General features: G+C 70.6%; 19 protein-coding genes and 2 tRNA genes. 17 read left to right on the plus strand and 4 right to left on the minus strand.

All coding sequences use genetic code 11. The features are described 5' to 3' along the window. Positions 1–67: 67 nt before the first annotated feature. The 5 genes from rsfS to ACKTSN_RS31245 all read left to right on the plus strand — a co-directional run bounded on the left by rsfS (position 68) and on the right by ACKTSN_RS31245 (position 1,992). A complete protein-coding gene (gene rsfS, locus ACKTSN_RS31225; protein ID WP_409472163.1) occupies positions 68–514 on the plus strand; it encodes a ribosome silencing factor in 447 nt (148 codons plus the stop codon). Further along, positions 505–1,182: a histidine phosphatase family protein gene (locus tag ACKTSN_RS31230; protein ID WP_409472164.1), complete on the plus strand. Its 678-nt coding sequence runs from the start codon at positions 505–507 to the stop codon at positions 1,180–1,182. Before rsfS ends, ACKTSN_RS31230 begins: the two co-directional genes overlap by 10 nt. 117 nt (positions 1,183–1,299) lie before the next feature. Then, positions 1,300–1,372: transfer RNA gene (locus ACKTSN_RS31235), tRNA-Ala, on the plus strand. A 206-nt stretch (positions 1,373–1,578) separates the two neighbouring features. Continuing rightward, positions 1,579–1,755, plus strand: a complete 177-nt coding sequence (locus tag ACKTSN_RS31240) for a hypothetical protein (protein WP_129802364.1) — start codon at positions 1,579–1,581, stop codon at positions 1,753–1,755. Positions 1,756–1,758: 3 nt separating this feature from the next. Further along, positions 1,759–1,992: a hypothetical protein gene (locus ACKTSN_RS31245; protein ID WP_003976229.1), complete on the plus strand. Its 234-nt coding sequence runs from the start codon at positions 1,759–1,761 to the stop codon at positions 1,990–1,992. Here the strand turns inward: ACKTSN_RS31245 and ACKTSN_RS31250 are convergent. Next, the gene (locus ACKTSN_RS31250) at positions 1,971–3,170 is read right to left on the minus strand and encodes a glycosyltransferase 87 family protein (protein WP_409472165.1); all 1,200 of its coding nucleotides are present in this window, start codon (positions 3,168–3,170) and stop codon (positions 1,971–1,973) included. The genes ACKTSN_RS31245 and ACKTSN_RS31250 overlap by 22 nt on opposite strands. Positions 3,171–3,283: 113 nt before the next feature. Here ACKTSN_RS31250 and ACKTSN_RS31255 point away from each other — a divergent pair. Then, a tRNA-Ala gene (locus tag ACKTSN_RS31255) sits at positions 3,284–3,356 on the plus strand. 141 nt (positions 3,357–3,497) lie between these two features. Here the strand turns inward: ACKTSN_RS31255 and ACKTSN_RS31260 are convergent. Together ACKTSN_RS31260 and ACKTSN_RS31265 are read right to left on the minus strand one after the other, a co-directional pair. Then, positions 3,498–5,111, minus strand: a complete 1,614-nt coding sequence (locus ACKTSN_RS31260) for an NADH-ubiquinone oxidoreductase-F iron-sulfur binding region domain-containing protein (protein WP_409472166.1) — start codon at positions 5,109–5,111, stop codon at positions 3,498–3,500. After that, the gene (locus ACKTSN_RS31265) at positions 5,108–6,331 is read right to left on the minus strand and encodes a cytochrome b/b6 domain-containing protein (protein ID WP_409472167.1); all 1,224 of its coding nucleotides are present in this window, start codon (positions 6,329–6,331) and stop codon (positions 5,108–5,110) included. Before ACKTSN_RS31265 ends, ACKTSN_RS31260 begins: the two co-directional genes overlap by 4 nt. A gap of 529 nt (positions 6,332–6,860) precedes the next feature. Between ACKTSN_RS31265 and leuS the strand changes: the two genes are divergently transcribed. From leuS to ACKTSN_RS31310, 9 genes are all read left to right on the plus strand, one after another. Then, positions 6,861–9,740, plus strand: coding sequence for a leucine--tRNA ligase (gene leuS / locus ACKTSN_RS31270; protein WP_409472168.1), 2,880 nt, complete (start codon positions 6,861–6,863; stop codon positions 9,738–9,740). Between the two features lie 173 nt (positions 9,741–9,913). Then, positions 9,914–10,648, plus strand: a complete 735-nt coding sequence (locus tag ACKTSN_RS31275; protein WP_409472169.1) for a hypothetical protein — start codon at positions 9,914–9,916, stop codon at positions 10,646–10,648. Positions 10,649–10,751: 103 nt separating this feature from the next. Next, positions 10,752–11,597: a DegV family protein gene (locus ACKTSN_RS31280; protein ID WP_409472170.1), complete on the plus strand. Its 846-nt coding sequence runs from the start codon at positions 10,752–10,754 to the stop codon at positions 11,595–11,597. A gap of 119 nt (positions 11,598–11,716) precedes the next feature. Beyond that, positions 11,717–12,754 carry a helix-hairpin-helix domain-containing protein gene (locus ACKTSN_RS31285; protein WP_409472171.1) on the plus strand — a complete coding sequence of 346 codons (1,038 nt, stop codon included), beginning with the start codon at positions 11,717–11,719 and terminating at the stop codon, positions 12,752–12,754. Beyond that, entirely contained in the window at positions 12,751–15,291 is a 2,541-nt protein-coding gene (locus tag ACKTSN_RS31290; RefSeq protein ID WP_409472172.1) for a ComEC/Rec2 family competence protein, read from the plus strand. The genes ACKTSN_RS31285 and ACKTSN_RS31290 overlap by 4 nt, the downstream gene beginning before the upstream one ends. Positions 15,292–15,295: 4 nt before the next feature. Next, positions 15,296–16,144 carry an arylamine N-acetyltransferase family protein gene (locus ACKTSN_RS31295; RefSeq protein ID WP_409472173.1) on the plus strand — a complete coding sequence of 283 codons (849 nt, stop codon included), beginning with the start codon at positions 15,296–15,298 and terminating at the stop codon, positions 16,142–16,144. Positions 16,145–16,187: 43 nt separating this feature from the next. Next, on the plus strand, positions 16,188–16,433 hold the full coding sequence (locus tag ACKTSN_RS31300; protein WP_224740161.1) for a hypothetical protein: 246 nt from the start codon (positions 16,188–16,190) through the stop codon (positions 16,431–16,433). An 88-nt stretch (positions 16,434–16,521) separates the two neighbouring features. Beyond that, positions 16,522–17,511, plus strand: a complete 990-nt coding sequence (holA, locus tag ACKTSN_RS31305) for a DNA polymerase III subunit delta (protein WP_409472174.1) — start codon at positions 16,522–16,524, stop codon at positions 17,509–17,511. Positions 17,512–17,640: 129 nt separating this feature from the next. Beyond that, positions 17,641–18,036 (plus strand): nuclear transport factor 2 family protein, encoded by a 396-nt coding sequence (locus tag ACKTSN_RS31310; RefSeq protein WP_385513782.1) that lies wholly within the window; start codon positions 17,641–17,643, stop codon positions 18,034–18,036. A 198-nt stretch (positions 18,037–18,234) separates the two neighbouring features. Here the strand turns inward: ACKTSN_RS31310 and rpsT are convergent, their stop codons facing one another. After that, a complete protein-coding gene (gene rpsT, locus ACKTSN_RS31315; RefSeq protein WP_009188551.1) occupies positions 18,235–18,501 on the minus strand; it encodes a 30S ribosomal protein S20 in 267 nt (88 codons plus the stop codon). Positions 18,502–18,729: 228 nt separating this feature from the next. Between rpsT and lepA the strand changes: the two genes are divergently transcribed. After that, positions 18,730–20,598 (plus strand): translation elongation factor 4, encoded by a 1,869-nt coding sequence (gene lepA / locus ACKTSN_RS31320; RefSeq protein WP_409472175.1) that lies wholly within the window; start codon positions 18,730–18,732, stop codon positions 20,596–20,598. A gap of 266 nt (positions 20,599–20,864) precedes the next feature. Beyond that, positions 20,865–22,739, plus strand: a complete 1,875-nt coding sequence (locus ACKTSN_RS31325) for an AMP-dependent synthetase/ligase (protein ID WP_409472176.1) — start codon at positions 20,865–20,867, stop codon at positions 22,737–22,739. The last annotated feature ends 168 nt before the right edge of the window (positions 22,740–22,907 follow it).

The raw sequence follows: 22,907 nt of genomic DNA on the forward strand, positions 1-22,907 counted from the left end.
GCGTGGGGTGCCGTCGGCGGTCCGTGAGACCCTTGAGGACAAGTGACCGCCGACGGAAAGCCATGTAGTGACCGCAACAGACCGATCTCTCGAGCTCATCAACACCGCCGCCCAGGCGGCCGCCGACAAGCTCGCGCACGACGTCATCGCCTACGACGTGAGCGATGTGCTGTCGATCACGGATGCCTTCCTGCTGGCGTCCGCGCCCAACGACCGCCAGGTCAAGTCGATCGTCGACGAGATCGAGGAACGGCTCCAGAAGGAACTCGGCGCCAAGCCGGTGCGCCGCGAGGGCGACCGCGAGGCCCGCTGGGTGCTGCTGGACTATGTCGACATCGTCGTCCACGTCCAGCACAGCGAGGAGCGGGTCTTCTACGCCCTGGAGCGGCTGTGGAAGGACTGCCCCGAGCTCGAGCTGCCCGCCGACGCCCGGGCCACCCGCGGCAAGGCCGAGGAGCACGCCAAACTGCAGGCCGCCGAGGAGGCCGCCGAGACGGGTGGTGAGTGGCGGTGAGCGCCACCGGGGAGGTGACCGGCGCGAAGCCGGGCCGCGGCCGCCGCGTCATCCTCTGGCGGCACGGCCAGACCTCCTGGAACGTGGAGCGCCGCTTCCAGGGCGCCACCGACGTCGAGCTGACCGAGGCCGGCCTGGCCCAGGCCCGCCGCGCCGCCCGGCTGCTGGCCTCCCTCAAGCCCGACGCGATCGTCTCCTCGGACCTGAGGCGGGCCGCGAACACGGCCGCCGAGCTGGCCGCGCTCACCGGCCTGGAGGTCAACCACACCGAGGCCCTGCGCGAGACCTACGCGGGCGTCTGGCAGGGCCTGACCCACGAGGAGATCATCGCCCGGCACGGCGAGGAGTACGCCGCGTGGAAGCGCGGTGAGCCGGTGCGCCGCGGCGGCGGCGAACTGGAGACCGAGGTCGCCGACCGTGCCGCCCCGGTCGTGCTCCGGCACGCCGAGAAGCTGCCCGACGACGGCACGCTGGTCGTGGTCAGCCACGGCGGCACCATCCGCACCACCATCGGCCGTCTCCTCGGCCTGGAGTCCCGCTACTGGGAGAGCCTCGGCGGGCTCTCCAACTGCTGCTGGTCCGTCCTCGGCGAGGGCGCCCGCGGCTGGCGGCTGCTCGAGCACAATGCCGGCACACTGCCGGAACCGGTGCTCGGCGACGACGACTGAGCGGCGGAGTCCACCAGGGGCCCGGATTTCACTTTCCGGCAGGTCGCAGGCTAAAGTTCTTCTTGTTCGCCCCGCCGAGCGGGGCAGAACACCATGCGGCTCCGCCGCGTGGCACCAGGGGCTATAGCTCAGTTGGTAGAGCGCCTGCATGGCATGCAGGAGGTCAGGAGTTCAATTCTCCTTAGCTCCACGGACGAATCCCGTCCCCCTCAGGGGGCGGGATTTTTCGTTGTCGCCCGCTTGAGCAGTCCGGGCCCGGGAGGCGTATACCTCTTAGGGCGGCGCGCCCGGGCTGCCGTGTCCGGACTGGTACCAAGGCGTCGCTGACCGTATTGGTCCGGTCGTGGCAGAATCAAACGGCCGGAAGGGGGCGCGGCCCGACGGGAGGGAGTAGCGATGCCTGCGAGCATCCTCGAGGAGGTCGGCCACCTCCTCGGCGGAGCGGCGTTGATACGGGACACGATCACCCGCCTCAGCTGCCCTTCCTGCGGTTCCGCGCATGTCGCCCAGGTCCTCGGGGACAACGGTGGCATCTCGTACGTGTGCACGGCCTGCGGCCACAGCTGGAGCTGATCGATGGGTGCACACAGGCGGAAGTGCGACTGGTGCGGCAGCGGCACGCCGATCGTCCGCGACATGGAACCGGTGAACCCCGACTACCAGTACTGGTGCGAGGAATGCGCGCGGGCGCTGATCATAAAGGGCGACCCGATCGAGACGTACCGCGAACTGGAGGGCGAGCCGATCTACGGCCGCCTCCTGGAGGAGCACTGCACGCTCAAACGGTTCTACTCGTTCGTGACGGCCTGACCTCTGCTGCGACCCCTGCTTCCTGAGGCCGCGGCGAGCCCGAGGAAGAGGCAGCCCATGGCTGCGTAGAGCCCCGACAGAGTGAACTCGATGCCGTCCTGGTCGAGTTCGGGCCGCCCCGGGCCATGTGGCACCCACCACAGGGCGTACGAGCAGAACACCAGCAGCGTGCCGACGGCAACCGCACGGTGTCCGCGCGCTGCCAGAACGAGCACCGCGGGCACGCACCACACCCAGTGGTGCGACCACGACACCGGGCAGACGAGCAGCGCCGTCACCGCACAGCAGGTCACCGCCCACGCCCGCTCGCCCCGCAACTCCGCCACCACCGCCACCGCCAGCCCCGCCCCGGCCACGACGGCCGCGACGGCAGTCCAGACGGCGCCGGGATCCGGCGTGTGCAGCAGCCGGGCGAGGACGCCGCGCAGGGCCTGGTTCGCCGTCTCCTCGGCATACCCGACCCGGCCGGTCCGGAAGACCATGTGGGTCCAGAACCGCCAGGAGTCGTACGGCAGGACGGCCGCCGCGAGGGCGGTCGCGCCGGCGAACGTGACCGCCGCCCCGCGCGCGTGCCGCAGCCAAGGGCCGCTGCGCCGCCCCCGGTGCGCCACGACACCGGTGGCGAGCAGGAAGACGACGAACAGAGCGGGCGTCAGCTTGACGGCCGCCGCGAGCCCGATGCCCAGGCCCGCCCAGCGATCGGGACGCCGTGCCAGATCCCACAGCACCAGTACCGCGAGCAGCAGATTGACCTGCCCGTACCGCAGCGTCGTCCACACCGGCTCGCACCACACGGCTACCGCCGAGACCCACCAGACCGTCGCCACACGCGTGTGCCCCACGAGCCGCAGCGACAGCCGCACCAGCACCACAAGGAGGGCGAGGTTCCCGGCCGTCGCCAGCGTGCGCAGACTCTCCGTGTCGGGGAGTGTCAGCGGGGTGAACAGCAGGGCCGCGAACGGTGGGTAGGTGGCGGGCAGTTGCGCCCAGGTCGCCCGCAGCGCGTACAGATCGCCGCCCGCCCGTACGGTCGCGCCCTCGGCCCGGTACACCATCAGGTCGAGCATCGAGACGTGCGCGGCCCGCTGGGCGATCCAGAACGCCGCGAAGGAAACGAGGCACGCCGTAAGGGCTACCGGCACCCGACGGTGGACGGCGGAGAACGCGATCACGGTCACGGGGGTCGACCATAGCGGTCGTATCGGCGCAGAACGGAAACGATTTGGTGATGCCCCGGGGGGACCGTGTAAAGTTGGCGTCGCCGCCGGGGAAACCGGGCGGAACAATACAAGGGGCTATAGCTCAGTTGGTAGAGCGCCTGCATGGCATGCAGGAGGTCAGGAGTTCAATTCTCCTTAGCTCCACAAGTGCGAGGGCGACCTGCGTCCGCTGGAAAGCGGACCGGGTCGCCCTCGTCGTTTTCTGCGCGGCAAGCGCGGCAAGCGCGGCACGGGCGACCGGAGTTGAAGGGGCCGTTCCTGACGGGACGGCCCCTTCCTGCGTGCTCAGCGGCCGAGGGCGCGGCGGCCGCGGCCCTGGGAGAGGACCGGGAGGTTGTTGCGGGTGGGCGCCTGGGAGCGGGTGCCCACCTCGATGCGCAGGGCGAGGGCCGGGCAGCGGCGGACCGCGCGCAGCGCCTTCGCCTCGGCGTAGCGCGGGACCTGGGCCTGCGCGACCGTCGGGAAGCCGTCGGCGCCGAGTTCGAAGACCTCCGGGAGGATGTCGGCGCACAACCCGTGGCCCCGGCACAGCGTCCAGTCGACGTAGATCTTCTGACGGCTGGGACCGTTCTCCTCGGACTCGCCGCCGCCCGGGATGCCCGTCGGGGCCCTGCCCCCCTCGAAGAGCGGCAGAACGCCCTGCACGGGCCGTCCGCAGCCGTTTCCGAGGACATGGGCCGCCAGGTCGTCGGTGAAGGCCTTGACGGTCGACTCCAGGAACATCGCCGAGCCGTCCGGGTGCGAGCATGCGCCGCGCCGCTTCACGTTCTTGGCGACCTGCTTGAGCGCCTCCAGGGCGGCCGGGCCGCCGCCGTTGAGGATGTCCTCCATGCCGCGCGCGGCGGCCGGCAGGCCGAGGTAGCAGGGACCGCACTGGCCCGCGCTCTCCTCCGCCAGCCACTGCGCCACCCGCAGCGACTCGCCGAGCGGGCAGGTGTCCTGACTGATCGGCAGGATCGCGCCGGCACCGAGCGAACCGCCCACCGCGTCGAGTGAATTGCGCGAGACGATCGCTTCGTTCACCGTCGCCGCGTCGATCCACTTGCCGTGGTAGCCGCCGGTGAGCACACCCTGCGGGACGGGCGGGGCGCCGGCCAGCTGGAGAACGTAGCGCAGCGGCACGCCCGTGGGGACCTCGATCACCATGGGGCGGGCGACCGCGCCGGAGACCGTGAGCATGACGGTGCCCGGCTCGTCATACAGTCCGGTGTTGCCGTAGCGCTCCGGGCCGATGCGGGCGGCGATCGCCAGTTGGGCGAACGTCTCGGCGTTGGACAGCAGTGTGGGCGCGCCGCCGACGCCGCTCTGCGAGGCGCTGATCTTGCGGCCGGGCGGGATCGCCGGGCCGCCGTCGATGGAGCGGATCAGGGAGGCGGCGGCTCCCGTGACCATACGGACCGGATTCCGCTGCACGCGCGCGCGGAGTGCCGATCGGCGTCCGTTGCTCAGGCCGCGTTCGGCGAGCGCGGCCTCCATGGAGCGTTGCGTGGACTCACGGGTGACCCCCACCACGAGCGTGCGGGCGCCCAGTGCCTCGGCGCACAGCAGGGCGCCGTCGAGGATCAGATGGGGGGCACGGTTGATCAGCACCGTGTCCTTGCGGCAGGCCGGTTCGTCCTCGCTGCCGTTGACGACGACCACCGGCCGGACGCCGCGCTTGATCGCCGACTCGGCGACCGAGCGCAGCTTCTTGTGGAAGGGGAAGCCCGCGCCGCCGCGGCCCTTGAGGTTGATGCGTTCGGCGAGCTGTGCGAGCTGCTCGCCGCCCAGGGGTTCGAGCGGCCCGTGCACCTTCAGGTGCATGGGCAGATCGAGTCTTTCGACAAGGTCGAAGCCCGACGTGAGCTGGGGAAGACCGACCACGCGGACTTCTGGGACGTCGGGCAGGGCCTCGTTCACTTATAGCCTCCGGAAGGCGTGTTCCAAGCTTCGCCCGAACCCGGTGCGTCGAAGTCGTAGGACGCACCGGGCAGTGTTTCAGTGGCGGGACCGCTGTTGTACGTGTCACTCGGGTTGTACGTGTCATAGAGGGCGTTCGACTCACCGGTGTCGTACACATCACTCCCGCCGTACCCGCCGGCGTCCGGATTGCCATAGGCCGGGATGTTGTATCCCGTGTCCTGGAGAGGGTCGTAGGCCGACGGGGGCGCCTCGCCGACCGGGGGCGGGGACGGGATCGGCCAGGATCCGGACGTGCTGCCGCCGGAGTCCATGCGCGGGAGCGCCTCCGTGGGCTGTGCGTCGAACGGCAACTCCATGCGTGCGGTCTGGTCGGCTGCGAAGGACTGCTGGGGGCGTGGAGGTGCCGAGACGGCGCGGTACGCCGCCGAGAAACCGTTCGCTGGTTCCGGGCGGGCAGGGCGCTCGGCGGTCTCGTACAGCGGTCCTGAAGGCGCCGCCGTACGCGGCTGGGAGTCTCGCTGGTTCTCGTAGCCCGGTAGCGCGGACTCGCCCGCCCGGGCCCGGCTCTCCTCCAGTTGTTCCCGGCCGGGCGCCCGCTCGGTTCCCAGGAGCGCGGTGATCCGGTCGGCGACCCGGCGCTTGACAGGGCGGGGCGCCGCGCGCAGCGCGAGGGCCGCCCCGACGCCGATCAGGGACAGTACGTACAGGAACACGAAGAACGGTTTTGCCGAGCGACCCGCGTAGAGCCCGTGGACCAGCGCCGCACACCACGCCGGGTAGGCGAGCATGTGCATGGCCCGCCAACGTGCCGCGACGGGCGCCGGGGACGCGAAGCGGTTGCGCAGGATGCCGGTGATGGCCACGAAGATCATGAACAGACCGGCCAGGGTGCCGAGTCCGATGAGGAAGCCCCTGCCCATGACCTCGTCGTCGTTGGCGAGGAGGAGCCCGAAGGGGATCACCGCGGCGATCCACGTGGTGTGGTCCAATGCCAGCTTGGTCACGATGTGGACCAGCAGGAAGACGATCGAGGCGACGGCGGTGGTCCGGTGCACCGCCTGCGCCAGGATCCGACGGCGGGCGTCGAGGAGGATCCGGTCCTGGGCGACGAGTCCCCAGATCACCGAGCAACTGAGGCAGACCAGTGACAGGACGCCCGCGCCGAAGTCGAGGAAATACGCGAACGAGTCGTCCGCCGTGCTGTCGTCCGTGGTCACGACATTCCTCCCGACATCACGACGAAGGGCGGGAACAACAGAACGGCAGCGGCCGCCACCTCGAGGGCCGGCCGGCCCGGCCGGGGAAGCGGGCTGCTGTGAGGACAAGGGTCCATGGGGTGACTCCGAGCGGTATGGGAATGCGGTCCCGTTGCCGCACTCTAGGCGCAGCCATACCGATGAGTACGGGGTTTGAGTTATTGCGCTGTTATCAAAGGGCAATGTGCTTGTTGTGATGTCCCTTAGTGGCGGTTACGCGAAGTAATCTTTGACCATGGTTCAGCTTTCCGGGGTGGCACCCGGTGCCGGGGTGCGCCCGAAAGGCCGTCGCGGGCCGCTCGACGGCTGCGGTACCCTGGCGCCATGCGTGCCGTACGCCTTCTGCTTAGCGGGCCGCGCTGATCAGTCCCGGCCACCGGGTCAACCGAGTGGGCCGGAATCGGCGCGGCGTCCCCTCCTGTGCGAGGGGATTTTTCGTTTCCTGACGTGACAGCCGCTGGCAGAGACGATCGATGGAGCTTTGAGGATCATGAGCGAGACGAACCCCGCTGCCGCCGCAGCCGTGCCGGCGGAGGCCGCACCGCACCGCTACACGGCCACCATGGCGGCCGAGATCGAGGCACGCTGGCAGGACTTCTGGGACGCCGAGGGCGTCTACGCGGCACCGAACCCGGAGGGTGACCTGGCGGGTGACTCCGAGACGGTCGCCAAGCCCAAGAAGTTCATCATGGACATGTTCCCGTACCCCTCCGGTGCGGGCCTGCACGTCGGCCACCCCCTGGGCTACATCGCCACCGATGTGTTCGCCCGGTTCCAGCGGATGACCGGCCACAACGTCCTGCACACCCTGGGCTTCGACGCCTTCGGCCTGCCCGCCGAGCAGTACGCCGTGCAGACCGGCACGCACCCGCGCGTGTCCACCGAGACCAACATCGAGAACATGAAGTCCCAGCTGCGCCGGCTGGGCCTGGGCCACGACAAGCGCCGGTCGTTCGCGACGATCGACCCGGACTACTACAAGTGGACCCAGTGGATCTTCCTGCAGATCTTCAACTCCTGGTACGACGACGAGGCGAACAAGGCCCGCCCGATCTCCGAGCTGATCGCCCAGTTCGTCAGCGGCGAGCGCGCGCTGCCCGGTGGGCGCTCCTGGAACGAGCTGAGCGCCGCCGAGCGCGCCGACGTCCTGAGTGAGTACCGCCTGGCGTACGCCTCCGACGCGCCGGTCAACTGGTGCCCCGGCCTGGGAACCGTGCTGGCCAACGAGGAGGTCACCGCCGACGGCCGCTCCGAGCGCGGCAACTTCCCCGTGTTCAAGGCCAAGCTGCGCCAGTGGAACATGCGCATCACGGCGTACGCCGACCGGCTGCTGGACGACCTGGAGCAGCTGGACTGGCCCGAGGCCATCAAGCTGCAGCAGCGCAACTGGATCGGCCGCTCCGAGGGCGCCCGCGTCGACTTCCCGATCGACGGCGAGCGCATCACGGTCTTCACCACGCGCCCGGACACCCTGTTCGGCGCGACCTACATGGTGCTGGCGCCCGAGCACCCGCTGGTCGAGAAGTTCACGCCCCAGGAATGGCCCGAGGGCACGCATCAGGTGTGGACCGGCGGCCATGCGACCCCGGCCGAGGCCGTCGCCGCGTACCGCGCGCAGGCCGCCTCGAAGTCCGACGTCGAGCGGCAGGCCGAGGCCAAGGACAAGACCGGCGTCTTCATCGGCGCGTACGCGACCAACCCGGTCAACGGCGAGCAGGTCCCCGTCTTCATCGCCGACTACGTCCTGATGGGCTACGGCACCGGCGCGATCATGGCCGTCCCGGCGGGCGACCAGCGCGACTTCGAGTTCGCGCGCGCCTTCGAGCTGCCGATCCACTGCATCGTCGAGCCGACCGACGGTCGTGGTACGGACACCTCGACATGGGAGGACGCCTTCTCGTCGTACGACGCGAAGATCGTCAACTCCGCCAACGACGAGATCTCCCTGGACGGCCTGGGCGTCGTCGACGCCAAGGCGCGCATCACCGAGTGGCTGGAGCGCAAGGGCATCGGCGAGGGCACCGTCAACTTCCGTCTGCGCGACTGGCTGTTCAGCCGCCAGCGCTACTGGGGCGAGCCCTTCCCGATCGTCTACGACGAGGAGGGCGTCGCCCACGCGCTGCCCGAGTCGATGCTGCCGCTGGAGCTGCCGGAGGTCGAGGACTACTCGCCGCGCACCTTCGACCCGGACGACGCCGACACCCAGCCCGAGACGCCGCTGTCGCGCAACGAGGAGTGGGTCAACGTCACCCTGGACCTGGGTGACGGGCCGAAGAAGTACCGGCGCGAGACCAACACCATGCCCAACTGGGCCGGTTCCTGCTGGTACGAGCTGCGCTACCTGGACCCGCACAACGACCAGAAGCTGGTCGACCCGGAGATCGAGCGGTACTGGATGGGTCCGCGCGAGGGGCAGCCGCACGGCGGCGTCGACCTGTACGTGGGCGGCGCCGAGCACGCCGTGCTGCATCTGCTGTACGCGCGCTTCTGGTCCAAGGTGCTGTACGACCTGGGGCACGTCTCCTCGGCGGAGCCGTTCCACAAGCTGTTCAACCAGGGCATGATCCAGGCCTACGTCTACCGCGACAGCCGCGGTATCGCGGTGCCGGCCGCCGAGGTGGAGGAGCGCGACGGCGCGTACTACCACCAGGGCGAGAAGGTCAGCCGGCTGCTGGGCAAGATGGGCAAGTCCCTGAAGAACGCGGTCACTCCGGACGAGATCTGCGCCGAGTACGGTGCCGACACGCTGCGGCTGTACGAGATGGCGATGGGCCCGCTGGACGTCTCCCGGCCGTGGGACACCCGCGCGGTGGTGGGCCAGTTCCGGCTGCTGCAGCGGCTGTGGCGCAACATCGTCGACGAGGCCACCGGTGAGGTGACGGTCGTCGACGGGGAGCCCGACGAGGAGACGCTGCGGGCGCTGCACAAGGCGATCGACGGTGTGCGCGGGGACCTGGAAGGCATGCGGTTCAACACCGCCATCGCCAAGGTCACCGAGCTGAACAACCATCTGACGAAGGCGGGAGGCGCGGTGCCGCGCTCCGTCGCCGCACCGCTGGTGCTGATGGTCGCGCCGCTGGCGCCGCACATCGCCGAGGAGCTGTGGCGGAAGCTGGGGCACACCGATTCGGTGGTGCACCAGGACTTCCCGGTCGCCGACCCGGCGTACGTGGTCGACGAGACCGTGACCTGTGTCGTGCAGGTCAAGGGCAAGGTCAAGGCGCGGCTGGAGGTGTCGCCGGCCATCTCCGAGGAGGAGCTGGAGAAGGCGGCACTGGCCGACGAGAAGGTCGTCGCCGCGCTGGGCGGGGCCGGGATCCGCAAGGTGATCGTGCGGGCGCCGAAGCTGGTGAACATCGTTCCGGCGTAGGCACCTGCGGCTGACGGTCGTCCCCTAAGGGCTGGTTCGCTGGTCCGTGCGGGGAGGTTCGGGGTTCTGTTCGGGCAGGTTCGGGGTTCTTCTGGAACTCCGGGCCTGCCCGCCTCGTTTACCGTTGAAGAGCGACGCGGTGCCTGCCGCGGCGGGGTCGGAGGAGGAGCATCGTGGAAGCAGTGTTCGCAGTGTTCGCCCTTCTCTTCGTGCTCTTTGTGGTGCTCGGCGCCTACGCCACCGTGAAGGTCGTCGGCGCCGCCAAGCGCGGTGTGGACCGCACCATCACGCAGGCCCGCCGCACCGTCGAGGACCACACGCTGCGAGCCAAGTCCTTCGCCCAGCCCGGCCCGGCGGGCGAGATCGCCCAGCTGCGGCTGTCGCTGCGGACGTCGATGCGGGCCACCCAGGACGCGCTGCACGCGGGTGCGGCCGAGGACGAATCCCTGAAGGAGGCCCTCGGTCTCTTCCAGCGGCTCAGCGCGCACGGACACGAACTGGACGACGAACTCAGGCGCCTGGAGTCAGAACCGGACCGGGCGACGCTCACCGAGCGGCTGCCCACGCTGCGCGAGCGCACCGAGCGCATCACACGGTCGGCCGACTCACTGCGCTGGGCCGCCCGCGACCGGGCCCACCGCTTCGCGGACGACGACCTGGACTCCCTGAGCACACAGATCGACGTCGAGGCCGGCGCCCTGCGGCACTGGACCACCTCCGACACCTCGGCGACGCCGCCCCCGTGGCCGGAGGCACCGGCGGCCGACGCGGCGGCGCCCCAGCAGACCCGGCAGGAAACCCCGCAGCCGAACACCGCCGAGGAACCGACGCGCCCCGCCATCACCCCGCCGGGCCCGCGCCCCACCTACCCCTGGCAGAAGAAGCCCCGCCCCGAGAGCACGACCTGAACCTCCCGCTTGCCCGCGTTTCCGTGGCGAGCCGAGTCCGGCCCCGGCACAGGTGAGAGGGCCGGGCTGCCGCCCGGGCGCTACGCCAGGTAACCTCCAGCTCATGTCCCGCCATGTCGCGATCGTCACCGATTCAACGGCCTACCTGCCGCCACGGACGATGGAGCGCCATGGCATCACCGCGGTGCCGCTGACCGTGGTCCTCGGTGACCGGGCCCTCGAGGAGGGCACCGAGATCTCGACCCGCTCCCTGGCCCAGGCGTTGCAGAAGCGACGCCCTGTCACCACCTCACGCCCCAGCCCCCAACTCTTCGCCGAGACCTACCGCAAGGTCGCCGAGGCCGGCGCCACCGGCATCGTCTCCCTGCACCTGTCCGCCGAACTGTCCGGCACCTACGACGCGGCGGTCCTGGCGGCGCGTGAGGCTCCGGTGCCGGTGCGCGTGGTGGACACCGGAATGATCGCGATGGCGCTCGGCTTCTGCGCGCTGGCCGCGGCCGAGGCGGCGGACGCGGGCGGCACGGTGGACGAGGCGGTCACGGCCGCGGAGAAACGGGCCGCCGGAACGTCCGCCTACTTCTATGTCGACACCCTCGACTATCTGCGCCGTGGCGGCCGGATCGGCACCGCGCAGGCGCTCTTCGGCTCCGCGCTCGCCGTGAAGCCGCTGCTCCAGCTGAACGGCGGCCGTATCGAACTCCTGGAAAAGGTCCGCACGGCGTCGAAGGCGATCGCCCGGCTGGAGGAGATCGCCGCCGAGCGGGCGGGTGGTGCACAGGTCGACATCGCCGTCCACCATCTCGCCGCGGCCGACCGCGCGTCGGCCCTGGCGGACCGCTTGCGGGCGCGGGTTCCGGGGCTGGCCGACCTGCATGTGAGTGAGGTGGGGGCGGTGATCGGGGCGCATACGGGGCCCGGGTTGCTGGGCGTTGTGGTGTCGCCGCGGTGAGGGGCGTCGGCACGCTGTGTTCACTCGTGTGGGTGGCGAGGTTTTCCACAACTGGGCGGTAGTCCCCGGGAATTGAGCAAGATCACCGCGAGGGTGCGGCAGTGCCGGATCCTCGTCGCATGGCACTTCGATCACGCACTCGCGCAGCATCCGTCACCAGCGGACCGGGCCGAGGTCCCGCCTCCGACGGCCGTACCCTCCATCGTCATCGCCATCACCATCGCCGTCCACCGGCGCGGGGCCGGAGCCGCAGTCGGCATGCGTCTGCAGAGGAACTCCGTCGACGAGCCGAGGTGCTCTTCGCCGAACGGGCCGGGGAATGGCGGGAGTCGGGGGCGGGGCCTCCGGCTGAGGGGCGGTTAAGTTCTGGGGAGGCCAGTGGGCCGGAGGCGAACCCCGGTGGCGAGGAGACGTCAACTGCACCTGTCGGGGCGGGGGCCGGGTCCTGGCGGGAGCGGGCCGGGCTTGCCGTGCGGGAGCGGATGCCGCTGTGGTTGCAGGCGAGGTGTGGCCTGGAGCGGCGGAGCGTGCTCGCGCTCACCGTGGTGTTCGTCGTCGCCGCCGGCTTCGCCGTGCAGCACTTCTGGACCGGGCGGACACAGTCCGTGCAGGCGCCCGAGGTGGTCAAGGCGGCGGCTCCGTACGGAGTTCAGGAGGCCGGGCCTGCCGCGTCGGGCTCGCCGCCAGACGTGGCCGGCGCCACCGGCACGCCCGTTGCCGAGATCGTGGTGGACGTCAGCGGAAAGGTGCGCGAACCCGGGATTCACCGGCTGCCGGCCGGTTCGCGGGTCGCCGACGCACTGCGCGCGGCCGGTGGGGTGCGTCCCGGCACGGACATCGACGGCCTCAACCGCGCACGCCTCCTCATGGACGGTGAGCAAGTGGTCGTCGGCGGACCCCCACCCGTGTCGGCACCGGGTGCCCCCGCCGGAGCACCCGCCGGAGCAGCACCCGGGGCCCCAGCGGGACCCGTCTCCCTGAACACCGCCACGGTGGAACAGCTCGACACGCTGCCCGGCGTCGGCCCCGTGCTCGCGCAGCACATCATCGACTACCGCACGCAAGCCGGCGGCTTCCGCTCGGTGGACGAGCTGCGGGAGGTCAACGGCATCGGCGAGCGACGGTTCGCCGACCTGCGGGATCTGGTACGGCCATGAGGCAGGAGCAGGAGCTTCCTCCCGTCGCCCGCCGAGCCGTGCACGCTGCCTCCGGCAAGCGGCTGGGAGCCGCCCACCCGCGGCAGGAGGGCCCGACGGACCTCCGCCTCGTACCGCCCGCCCTCGCGGCGTGGGCGACCGCGGCGTTGGCGCTGCATGCCGCGCCCGGACTGCTCACCGGGGTCGTGGTCACCTGCCTGGTCGTGGCCGGTGGGCTGCTGCTCCGGCGGCGGGTCGGAAGGGGTGAAAGAGGCCGATGGGGCGGCAGAGACCGAGGTCCGGCGGTCGAGCGGCCGCGGCCGCGTGTCCCGGTCGCCGCCGTGCTGCTCTGTGTCGCCGCGGCTGCAGCGTCGGCCGGGCTGCACGGGGCGGACCTGCGCCGAGGGCCGGTGCCGGGGCTGGCGCGGCAGTCCGCCTGGGTGTCCGCCGAGGTGGAGGTCACCTCCGATCCCCGGCTGACCCGGCCCCGCGTCACGGGAAATCGCCTGGCTCCGGCCTCCGTGCTGCTGAACGCGCAGGTGCGAGGCGTGGAGGTGACGCCAGGGGCGAGGACGGTGACGCGGACACCGGTACTGGTGATCGTCGACGCCGAGTGGGGTGCCGGGCGTGAGTGGCTCAAGCTGCTGCCCTCCACGCGGGTCAGGGTGACCGGGCGGCTGGCGCCCGCTGCGGTGGGCGGCGACCGGATCGCGGCGGTGCTGCGGATCCGGGATCAGCCGGTGCCCGAGGTGGTGGGGGAGCCGTCGGGGGCACAACGGTTCGCGGGGCGGTTGCGTCAGGGGCTGCGGGAGGCCACCGACGGGCTGCCGGCGGACGCGCGTGCGCTGCTGCCGGGGCTGGTCGTCGGGGACACCTCGCGGATCACACCGGAGCTGGACGAGGCCTTCAAGGAGACCGACCTCGCGCACACACTCGCCGTTTCCGGGAGCAACCTCACGATCATTCTCGCCCTGCTCCTGGGGCCGCCCGGTCTGGCGCAGCGCAGTGAGCGCCGTGGCCTCGCACCCCGGCTCGGCATCCCGCTCCGGGCGACCGCGGTGCTCGGCGGAGCGCTCACGCTGGGCTTCGTGGTCGTGTGCAGACCCGACCCGAGCGTGCTGCGGGCCGCGGCCTGCGGAGCCGTCGCACTGCTCGCCCTGGCGACCGGTCGCCGCAGATCGCTGATCCCGGCACTGGCCACGGCAGTGCTTCTGCTGGTGCTGTACGACCCTTGGCTGGCCCGCAGTTACGGCTTCCTGCTGTCGGTCCTGGCCACCGGCGCCCTGCTCACCCTCGCGCCTCGCTGGAGCGCCGCGCTGCAACGGCGCCGGGTGCCGCCCAGGCTCGCCGAGGCGCTGGCCGCGGCGGGCGCGGCGCAGGCGCTCTGCGCGCCGGTCGTCGCGGTGCTGTCGGCCCGGGTGAGCCTGGTGGCGGTGCCCTGCAACCTGCTCGCGGAGTTCGCGATCGCGCCGGCCACGGTACTGGGCTTCGCGGCACTCGCGGCAGCGCCGGTGGCGATGCCGGTGGCCAAGGCGCTGGCGTGGGGCGCGAGTTGGCCTGCCGGGTGGATCGCGGACGTCGCCCGGACCGGGGCGGCGCTGCCCGGCGCCGGAGTGGACTGGCCGGGCAGCTGGTCCGGGGCGGCACTGCTCGCCCTGGTCACGGTGGGCGTCGTGGTCGCCGGCCGGCGGCTGCTGAGGCACCCGTGGCTGTGCGCGGCCTGCGGGGTGCTGCTGGCGCTGGCCGTGGTACAGCCGCCGCCGCTGACCAGGGTGATCACGGGCTGGCCGCCGCCGGGCTGGCGGCTGGCGATGTGCGACGTGGGGCAGGGCGACGCGACGGTGCTCGCGGCGGGCGAGGGAACCGGGGTCGTCGTGGATGCGGGCCCGGACCCGAGGCTGGTCGACCGGTGCCTGCGCGACCTCGGCATCACCAGGATCCCCCTCGTGGTCCTCACCCACTTCCACGCCGACCATGTGGCCGGGCTGCCCGGCGTTCTGCGGGGGCGTGCGGTGGGGGCGGTCGAGACGACAGGGTTCGAAGAACCCTCGGATCAGGCGGAGTTCGTCAGAAGACAGGCGGCTGCCCGGGGGATTCCGGTCCGGCATGCCCTCGCGGGGGAGCAGCGGCGCACCGGCGACCTGTCCTGGCAGGTGCTGTGGCCGCCGCCGCGTCCGGCACCGGCCCCGGAGGGTCCGAACGATGCCAGTGTCGCCCTGCTCGTACGGTCGGGAGGGCTGCGGATGCTGCTGCTCGGGGACCTCGAACCCCCGGCCCAGCAGGCCTTGTTGCGGTCACCGGCGGCCGCGGTGCTGGGCGGCGTGGACGTGCTCAAGGTGGCCCACCATGGCTCCGCCTACCAGGACCCTGACCTGATACGCCGGGCGGCCCCGCGACTGGCGCTGATCTCCTGCGGTGCGGACAACGCCTACGGACATCCCGCTCCCAGCACGGTCGCTGCGCTGCGGGACGGGGGCGCGGCGGTGCTGCGGACGGATCTGGACGGGGCGATGGCGGTCGTCGGTGCGGGCGCGGAGTTGCGCGTGGCGCGAGACTGAAGGCATGAACTCCGCACAGGTTGATGCCTACCTCCGCCGCCTGGGGGTCGCAAACCCGGCCTGGCCCACCGTCGACGTTCTGCGCGAGCTGCATCTGCGCCATCTGCAGACTGTGCCCTTCGAGAACCTGTCGATCCACCTCGGCGAGGAGATCGTGCTGGAGGAGAAGCGGCTGTTGGACAAGGTGGTGGGGGCGCGGCGCGGCGGGTTCTGCTACGAACTGAACGGGGCGTTCGGCGCGCTGCTCGGCGCGCTGGGGTACGACGTGACGCTGCTGGCGGGACGCGTGTACGGGGAGGGGAGGCGGCTCGGGATCCCGTACGACCACCTCGCGCTGCGGGTGCGGACGGTCGACGCGGGCGAGTGGCTCGCCGACGTCGGGTTCGGTGCGCACTTCCACTATCCGCTGGCCTTCGAGGAGACCCGTGAACAGACGGATCCCGGTGGGATCTTCCGGATCGTCGAGGCGGGGCCGGACGCGGCGGGCGTACGGGGCGGCCCGGGCGCGGCGGGTGCGGCCGGGGCGGCCGACCTGGACGTTGTCAGGGACGGCAGCCCCGTGTACCGGCTGGATCTGCGGCCGCGGGTGCTCGGGGACTTCGTGACCGGGGCCTGGTGGCACAGCACATCGCCGGAGTCGCATTTCGGGAAGTCGCTGGTCTGCTCGCGGGTCACGGAGGACGGTGGGCGGATCACGCTGAGCGGGCGGCGGCTCAAGGTGACGGCAGCCGACGGGAAGCGCGACGAGCGGGAGCTCGCCGGGGACGAGGAGGTGCTCGCGGTGTACCGGGAGCGGTTCGGGATCGAGCTGGACCGGGTGCCTGCCGTGCGGCACCCCGGCCGGGCGGGCTGACCTGCTTGTTCGATTCCGGGAGCGGTGCCGGAAAATGGCTGCCGTGAGTGATGCTAGACATGTGCTGGTGCTGCCGGACCGCGATGCCGCGGAAGAGGTGGCCCAGGCGCTCGGGGAGCGGTTCGGGCTGGACGAGGAGCCGCGGCTGCTGCGGGATGCGCTGGCCGGTGAGGATGACGCCGAGGACGCGCAGTGGCTGGTCGTGCTGCGGGACGAGGAGGGGCGGCTGGATCCCGGCGAGCTGGACGAGTTCGCGGGGGAGTGGGACGGGTGGCGGGAGGAACCGTAGCCCTGCCGGGCCACGCGGACCCGGTTGGCGTGGCCGGCCCCCCTTGACGTGGACCCCGTTGTCAGTGGCCCGTGGGATGCTTGTCGCGATGGCCAGGAAGACTGCGAATGACGATCCTCTCGCCCCGGTGACGCTTGCCGTGGGCCAGGAGGACCTCCTGCTCGACCGTGCCGTGCAGGAGGTGGTGGCCGCCGCCAGGGCCGCCGACGCCGACACGGACGTACGTGACCTGACACCGGACCAGCTGCAGCCCGGCACGCTCGCGGAGCTGACCAGCCCGTCGCTCTTCGCGGAGCGCAAGGTCGTCGTCGTACGCAATGCGCAGGACCTGTCCGCCGACACGATCAAGGACGTGAAGGCGTATCTGGGGGCGCCCGCCGAGGAGATCACCCTCGTGCTGCTGCACGCGGGCGGAGCCAAGGGCAAGGGGCTGCTGGACGCCGCGCGCAAGGCGGGCGCGCGGGAGGTGGCCTGCCCCAGGATGACGAAGCCGGCGGACCGGCTGGCCTTCGTCAGAGGTGAGTTCCGTGCGCTCGGGCGGTCGGCCACGCCCGAGGCCTGCCAGGCGCTCGTCGACGCCGTCGGGAGCGATCTGCGGGAGTTGGCGTCCGCGGTGTCCCAGCTGACCGCGGACGTCGAGGGGACCATCGACGAGGCGGTGGTCGGGCGGTACTACACCGGGCGGGCCGAGGCATCGAGCTTCACGGTCGCCGACCGGGCGGTCGAGGGGCGGGCGGCGGAGGCCCTGGAGGCACTGCGCTGGTCGCTGGCGACCGGAGTGGCGCCGGTGCTGATCACGAGTGCGCTCGCGCAGGGGGTGCGGGCGATCGGGAAGCTGTCCTCGGCGCGCGGCGGGCGGCCGGCCGATCTCGCGCGGGAACTGGGTATGCCGCCGTGGAAGATCGACCGGGTGCGGCAGCAGATGCGGGGGTGGACGCCGGACGGGGTCGCAGCCGCCCTGCGGGCGGTTGCCGAGGCCGATGCCGGGGTGAAGGGCGGCGGGGACGATCCCGAGTACGCCCTGGAGAAGGCGGTCGTGACGATCGCGCGGGCGGCTCGGTCGAGAGGGCGGGCGTAGCTCCCCGACGTTTTCCCAGGCACTCCCCCGCGTTCCCAGCGTTCCCCGGCGGCAGTGACGGGGTGAACGGAGGAGAATCGGGCGTATCAGCCGTACATCGCCGGACATGAGGAAAGGTGGCGATCAGGTATGGCCGAGCACCCGCACGCAACTCTTGTCCGCAAGGGCTACGAGGCCTTCACGCGTGGTGACATGGACGCCCTGCGAGGGCTGATGACGTCGGACTGCACGCACCATGTGCCCGGCAGTCACCCCCTGTCGGGTGACTTCAAGGGGCAGGACGCGGTCATCGACATGTACGGCCGGCTCTTCCAGGAGACGGCGGGGACGATGCAGGTCGAGCTGCGCACCGTACTCGTCGACGGCCGGGGCCACGCGGTCGCCGTGCACCACATCACGGCGGAGCGCCAGGGCAAGCGCCTCGACGAGGACGGAGCGATCGTCTTCCGGATCGTCGGAGACAAGATGAGCGATCTCGACGAGTGCGTCGCGGACATCGACAAGGGCAACGACTTCTGGTCGTGACCGCGCATCGGCCCGCTCACACCGAAGGCCCCGGCGTCCGCTCTGGGGAAGAGCGAGGTGCCGGGGCCTTCGGTTCAAGCTGGTGAGCCCGTACCCGCGTGGCGAACGCAGGCCGCGTACGGACTCGGGGTGCCGGTCGGGAGCGGATGAGAGAGGGCCCGCTCTGGGTCCTGCCGGCGATCAGACCAGATGAGAGGTTCAGCCCTTGAGGGCAGCGACCTTGGAAGCCAGCGCCGACTTCTTGTTGGCGGCCTGGTTCTTGTGGATGACGCCCTTGGAGACGGCCTTGTCGAGCTGACGCGCGGCAGCGCGCTGGTACTCGGTGGCCTTCTCGACGTCACCCGCGGCAGCAGCCTCACGGGCCTTGCGGATCGCGGTCTTCAGGGAGGACTTGACGGCCTTGTTGCGCAGCCGAGCCTTCTCGTTGGTCTTGATCCGCTTGATCTGGGACTTGATGTTCGCCACGAATGAGCCTTTTCAGGTTCTGGCACGAGGCCGCACGGGACCCGCACCGGTGATTTTCTTGGGGTGCGCCTCGCGCTGAGAGGGCATGAGGCACAGCCACCCAGGCTACCAGCGGCCCTCTTGGTGGCCCAAACCGGTCGCCGGTCCCGGCCCGTGGGACCATGGAGACTACGTATCGATCCGACCCGAGACCGTTACCTGCGGATACCTCAAGAATCAGGACCCTGCGTGCCCGCGACCCCTAACAATGTGCCCGAGCCGAGCCGTACCGCCCCGGCTCTGATCCGCAATTTCTGCATCATCGCGCACATCGACCACGGCAAGTCCACGCTCGCCGACCGGATGCTTCAGCTGACCGGTGTGGTCGAGCAGCGGCAGATGCGTGCTCAGTACCTCGACCGGATGGACATCGAGCGCGAGCGCGGCATCACGATCAAGTCCCAGGCGGTGCGGCTGCCGTGGGCTCCCACCCACGACCCCGGCAACACGCACATCCTCAACATGATCGACACCCCGGGGCACGTCGACTTCACGTACGAGGTCTCGCGGTCGCTCGCCGCCTGCGAGGGGACCATCCTCCTCGTCGACGCCGCCCAGGGCATCGAGGCGCAGACCCTCGCCAACCTGTACCTGGCGATGGAGAACGACCTCGCGATCATTCCTGTGCTGAACAAGATCGATCTGCCCGCCGCTCAGCCCGAGAAGTTCGCGGAAGAGCTGGCCAACCTTGTCGGGTGCGACCCGGACGACGTGCTGCGGGTCTCCGCGAAGACCGGTGTCGGCGTGGACGCGCTGCTCGACAAGGTCGTCGCCGAGGTTCCGGCGCCGGTCGGCGTCAAGGACGCGCCCGCCCGCGCCATGATCTTCGACTCGGTCTACGACTCCTACCGGGGTGTCGTCACCTACGTCCGTGTCATCGACGGGCAGCTCAACAAGCGCGAGCGGATCCGGATGATGTCCACCGGCGCCACGCACGAGCTGCTGGAGATCGGGACCAACTCGCCCGAGATGCTCCCCGCGGACGGGTTGGGCGTGGGTGAGGTGGGCTACCTCATCACCGGTGTGAAGGACGTCCGGCAGTCCAAGGTCGGTGACACGATCACCAGCCAGGTCAAGGGCGCCACCGAGGCACTGGGTGGGTACAAGGACCCCAAGCCCATGGTCTTCTCGGGGCTCTATCCGCTCGACGGGTCCGACTACCCCGAGTTGCGTGACGCCCTCGACAAGCTCCAGCTCAACGACGCGGCGCTCGTCTACGAGCCGGAGACCTCCGCCGCGCTGGGCTTCGGCTTCCGTGTCGGCTTCCTCGGGCTGCTGCACCTCGACGTCATCCGCGAGCGGCTCGAGCGTGAGTTCGGGCTCGACCTCATCGCCACCGCGCCGAACGTGGTCTATCGCGTCGTCATGGAGGACGGCAGCGAGCACACGGTCACCAACCCGAGCGAGTTCCCCGAAGGGAAGATCGGGGAGGTGTACGAGCCGGTCGTACGGGCGACGATCCTGGCGCCGAGCGAGTTCATCGGATCGATCATGGAGCTGTGCCAGACCCGGCGCGGTGTCCTGCTCGGCATGGACTACCTGTCGGAGGACCGGGTCGAGATCCGGTACACCCTCCCCCTCGCCGAGATCGTCTTCGACTTCTTCGACCAGCTGAAGTCCAAGACCCGCGGCTACGCCTCGCTCGACTACGAGCCCACCGGCGAGCAGACCTCCAGCCTGGTCAAGGTTGACATCCTGCTGCACGGCGACAAGGTCGACGCCTTCTCCGCGATCACCCACAAGGACGCGGCATACGCGTACGGTGTGCGCCTCGTCGCCAAGCTGCGTGAGCTGATCCCCCGGCAGGCGTTCGAGGTGCCGATCCAGGCCGCCATCGGTTCCCGGGTGATCGCCCGCGAAACCATCCGCGCCATCCGCAAGGACGTCCTCGCCAAGTGCTACGGCGGTGACATCTCCCGTAAGCGGAAGCTGCTGGAGAAGCAGAAGGAAGGCAAGAAGCGGATGAAGATGGTGGGTTCCGTGGAGGTTCCGCAGGAGGCCTTCATCGCGGTGCTGTCCAGCGATGACAGCGCGGGATCGGCCAAGGGCAAGAAGTAACCGCGGGTAACAAACGGATACTTCGCAAATCGTGCGCAACAGGGGCCTGCCGTACGCGACGGCGGGCCCCTGTGGCATGCATACGGCCGTCCTTCTGGAGGAAGTGACAAAGCGCGGAGTCTTACGCAGTGGCCGGTCGGCCTCTACCCTGATCCCTGCTCGATAGTTACTCGCGAGTTAAACAACAGCGCGCGAGTGAAAACTGCCGCACCGAAGGCGCATGCCGCCCTGAGCCAGCCGCACTGTCGCGGGCCCCGGAGGATGTCGTGAGCGACACACAGACTTTGATCGAGAACCGTCCGCCGTCCGTCGCGGGCCTCTTCCTGGAGCGCGTGGCGGCCACACCGGATGCCGAGGCATACCGCTACCCGGTCCCGCCGGCCTCCGGCCAGGGGCCGGACGACTGGAAGTCGCTGAGCTGGGGACAGACCGCCGAGCGGGTCTACGCGATCGCCGCCGGGCTGATCGAGCTGGGCGTCCAGCCGGAGCAGCGGGTCGCCCTGGCCTCCGCCACCCGGCTCGAGTGGATCCTCGCCGACCTCGGCATCATGTGCGCGGGCGCGGCCACCACCACGATCTACCCGCAGACCAACGCCGACGAGTCGGCGTTCATCCTCGCCGACTCCGGCAGCCGGGTCCTCGTCGCGGAGAACGCCGAGCAGCTGGCCAAGGCGCAGGAGAAGCGCGCCGAGCTGCCCGAGCTCACGCATGTCGTCGTCATCGACGCCGACGGCGTTCAGACCGGCGACTGGGTGCTCAGCCTCGCCGACCTGGAGGCCCGGGGCGCGGCCCGGCTGGAGAAGGACCCCGACCTGATCAAGGAGCGGGTCGGCGCGATCACCAAGGACCAGCTGGCCACCCTGATCTACACCTCCGGCACCACCGGCCGGCCCAAGGGTGTCCGCCTCCCGCACGACAACTGGTCGTACATGGCGAAGGCGATCGCCGCGACCGGGCTGATCAGCGCGGAGGACGTGCAGTACCTGTGGCTGCCGCTCGCGCATGTCTTCGGCAAGGTGCTCACCTCCGGGCAGATCGAGGTCGGGCACGTCACCGCGGTCGACGGGCGGGTCGACAAGATCATCGAGAATCTGCCGGTGGTGCAGCCGACGTACATGGCGGCCGTGCCCCGCATCTTCGAGAAGGTCTACAACGGTGTCGCCGCGAAGGCCCGGGCCGGCGGCCCCGCCAAGTACAAGATCTTCCAGTGGGCGGCCGGTGTCGCCCGCGAGTACGCCAAGGTCGCCCAGGACAACTTCCGCCGCACCGGCACCGCGTCCGTCCCCTTCGGGCTCGGCGCCAAGCACAAGGTCGCCGACGCGCTCGTCTACTCCAAGCTGCGGGAGGCCTTCGGCGGGCAGCTGCGGGCGTGTGTGTCGGGGTCGGTCGCGCTGGCCCCGGAGATCGGCTTCTTCTTCTCCGGCGCCGGCATCCACATCCTGGAGGGCTACGGGCTGACGGAGTCCTCCGCGGCGTCCTTCTGCAACCCCGGCGAGGCCTACCGGACGGGCACGGTCGGCAAGCCGCTGCCCGGCACGGAGGTCCGCATCGCGGAGGACGGCGAGATCCTGCTGCGCGGGCCCGGAATCATGGAGGGCTACCACGGGCTGCCCGAGAAGACCGCCGAGGTGCTGGAGGCCGACGGCTGGTTCCACACCGGTGACATCGGCGAGCTGTCGCCCGACGGGTATCTGCGGATCACCGACCGGAAGAAGGACCTGTTCAAGACCTCGGGCGGCAAGTACGTCGCGCCGACCGAGATCGAGGGCTCGTTCAAGTCGGTGTGTCCGTACGTCTCCAACATCCTCGTGCACGGTGCGGACCGGAACTTCTGCACTGCGCTGATCGCGCTCGACGAGCCGTCGATCCTGCAGTGGGCCAAGGAGAACGGGCTGGAGGGCAAGTCGTACGCCGAGGTCGTGGCCGCGCCGGCCACGGTCGAGATGATCGACGGGTACGTGCGGCAGCTCAACGCCGGGCTTCAGCGGTGGCAGACGGTCAAGAAGTTCCGGCTGCTGCCGCGGGACCTGGACGTGGAGCACGGCGAGATCACGCCGAGCCTGAAGCTGAAGCGGCCGGTTGTCGAGCGGGAGTACCAGCATCTGCTCGATGAGATGTACGCGGGGACGCGGGAGGCATAGAGGGCCGCTTGCGGCTGCGGGCGCGTGGGGGGCTGGTCGCGCAGTTCCCCGCGCCCCTGATGTCCGGGACCTCCGAGAAGTCGCTTCGGGTCCGGACAGTGCTCGAAACTGTCCGGCTTCGAACACGCCCGTAGCACGGTTCTCGCCCATGGCGGCCCACTTCGATAA

Source organism: Streptomyces flavusporus, from assembly GCF_046267975.1.
Classification (GTDB): Bacteria; Actinomycetota; Actinomycetes; order Streptomycetales; family Streptomycetaceae; genus Streptomyces; species Streptomyces flavusporus.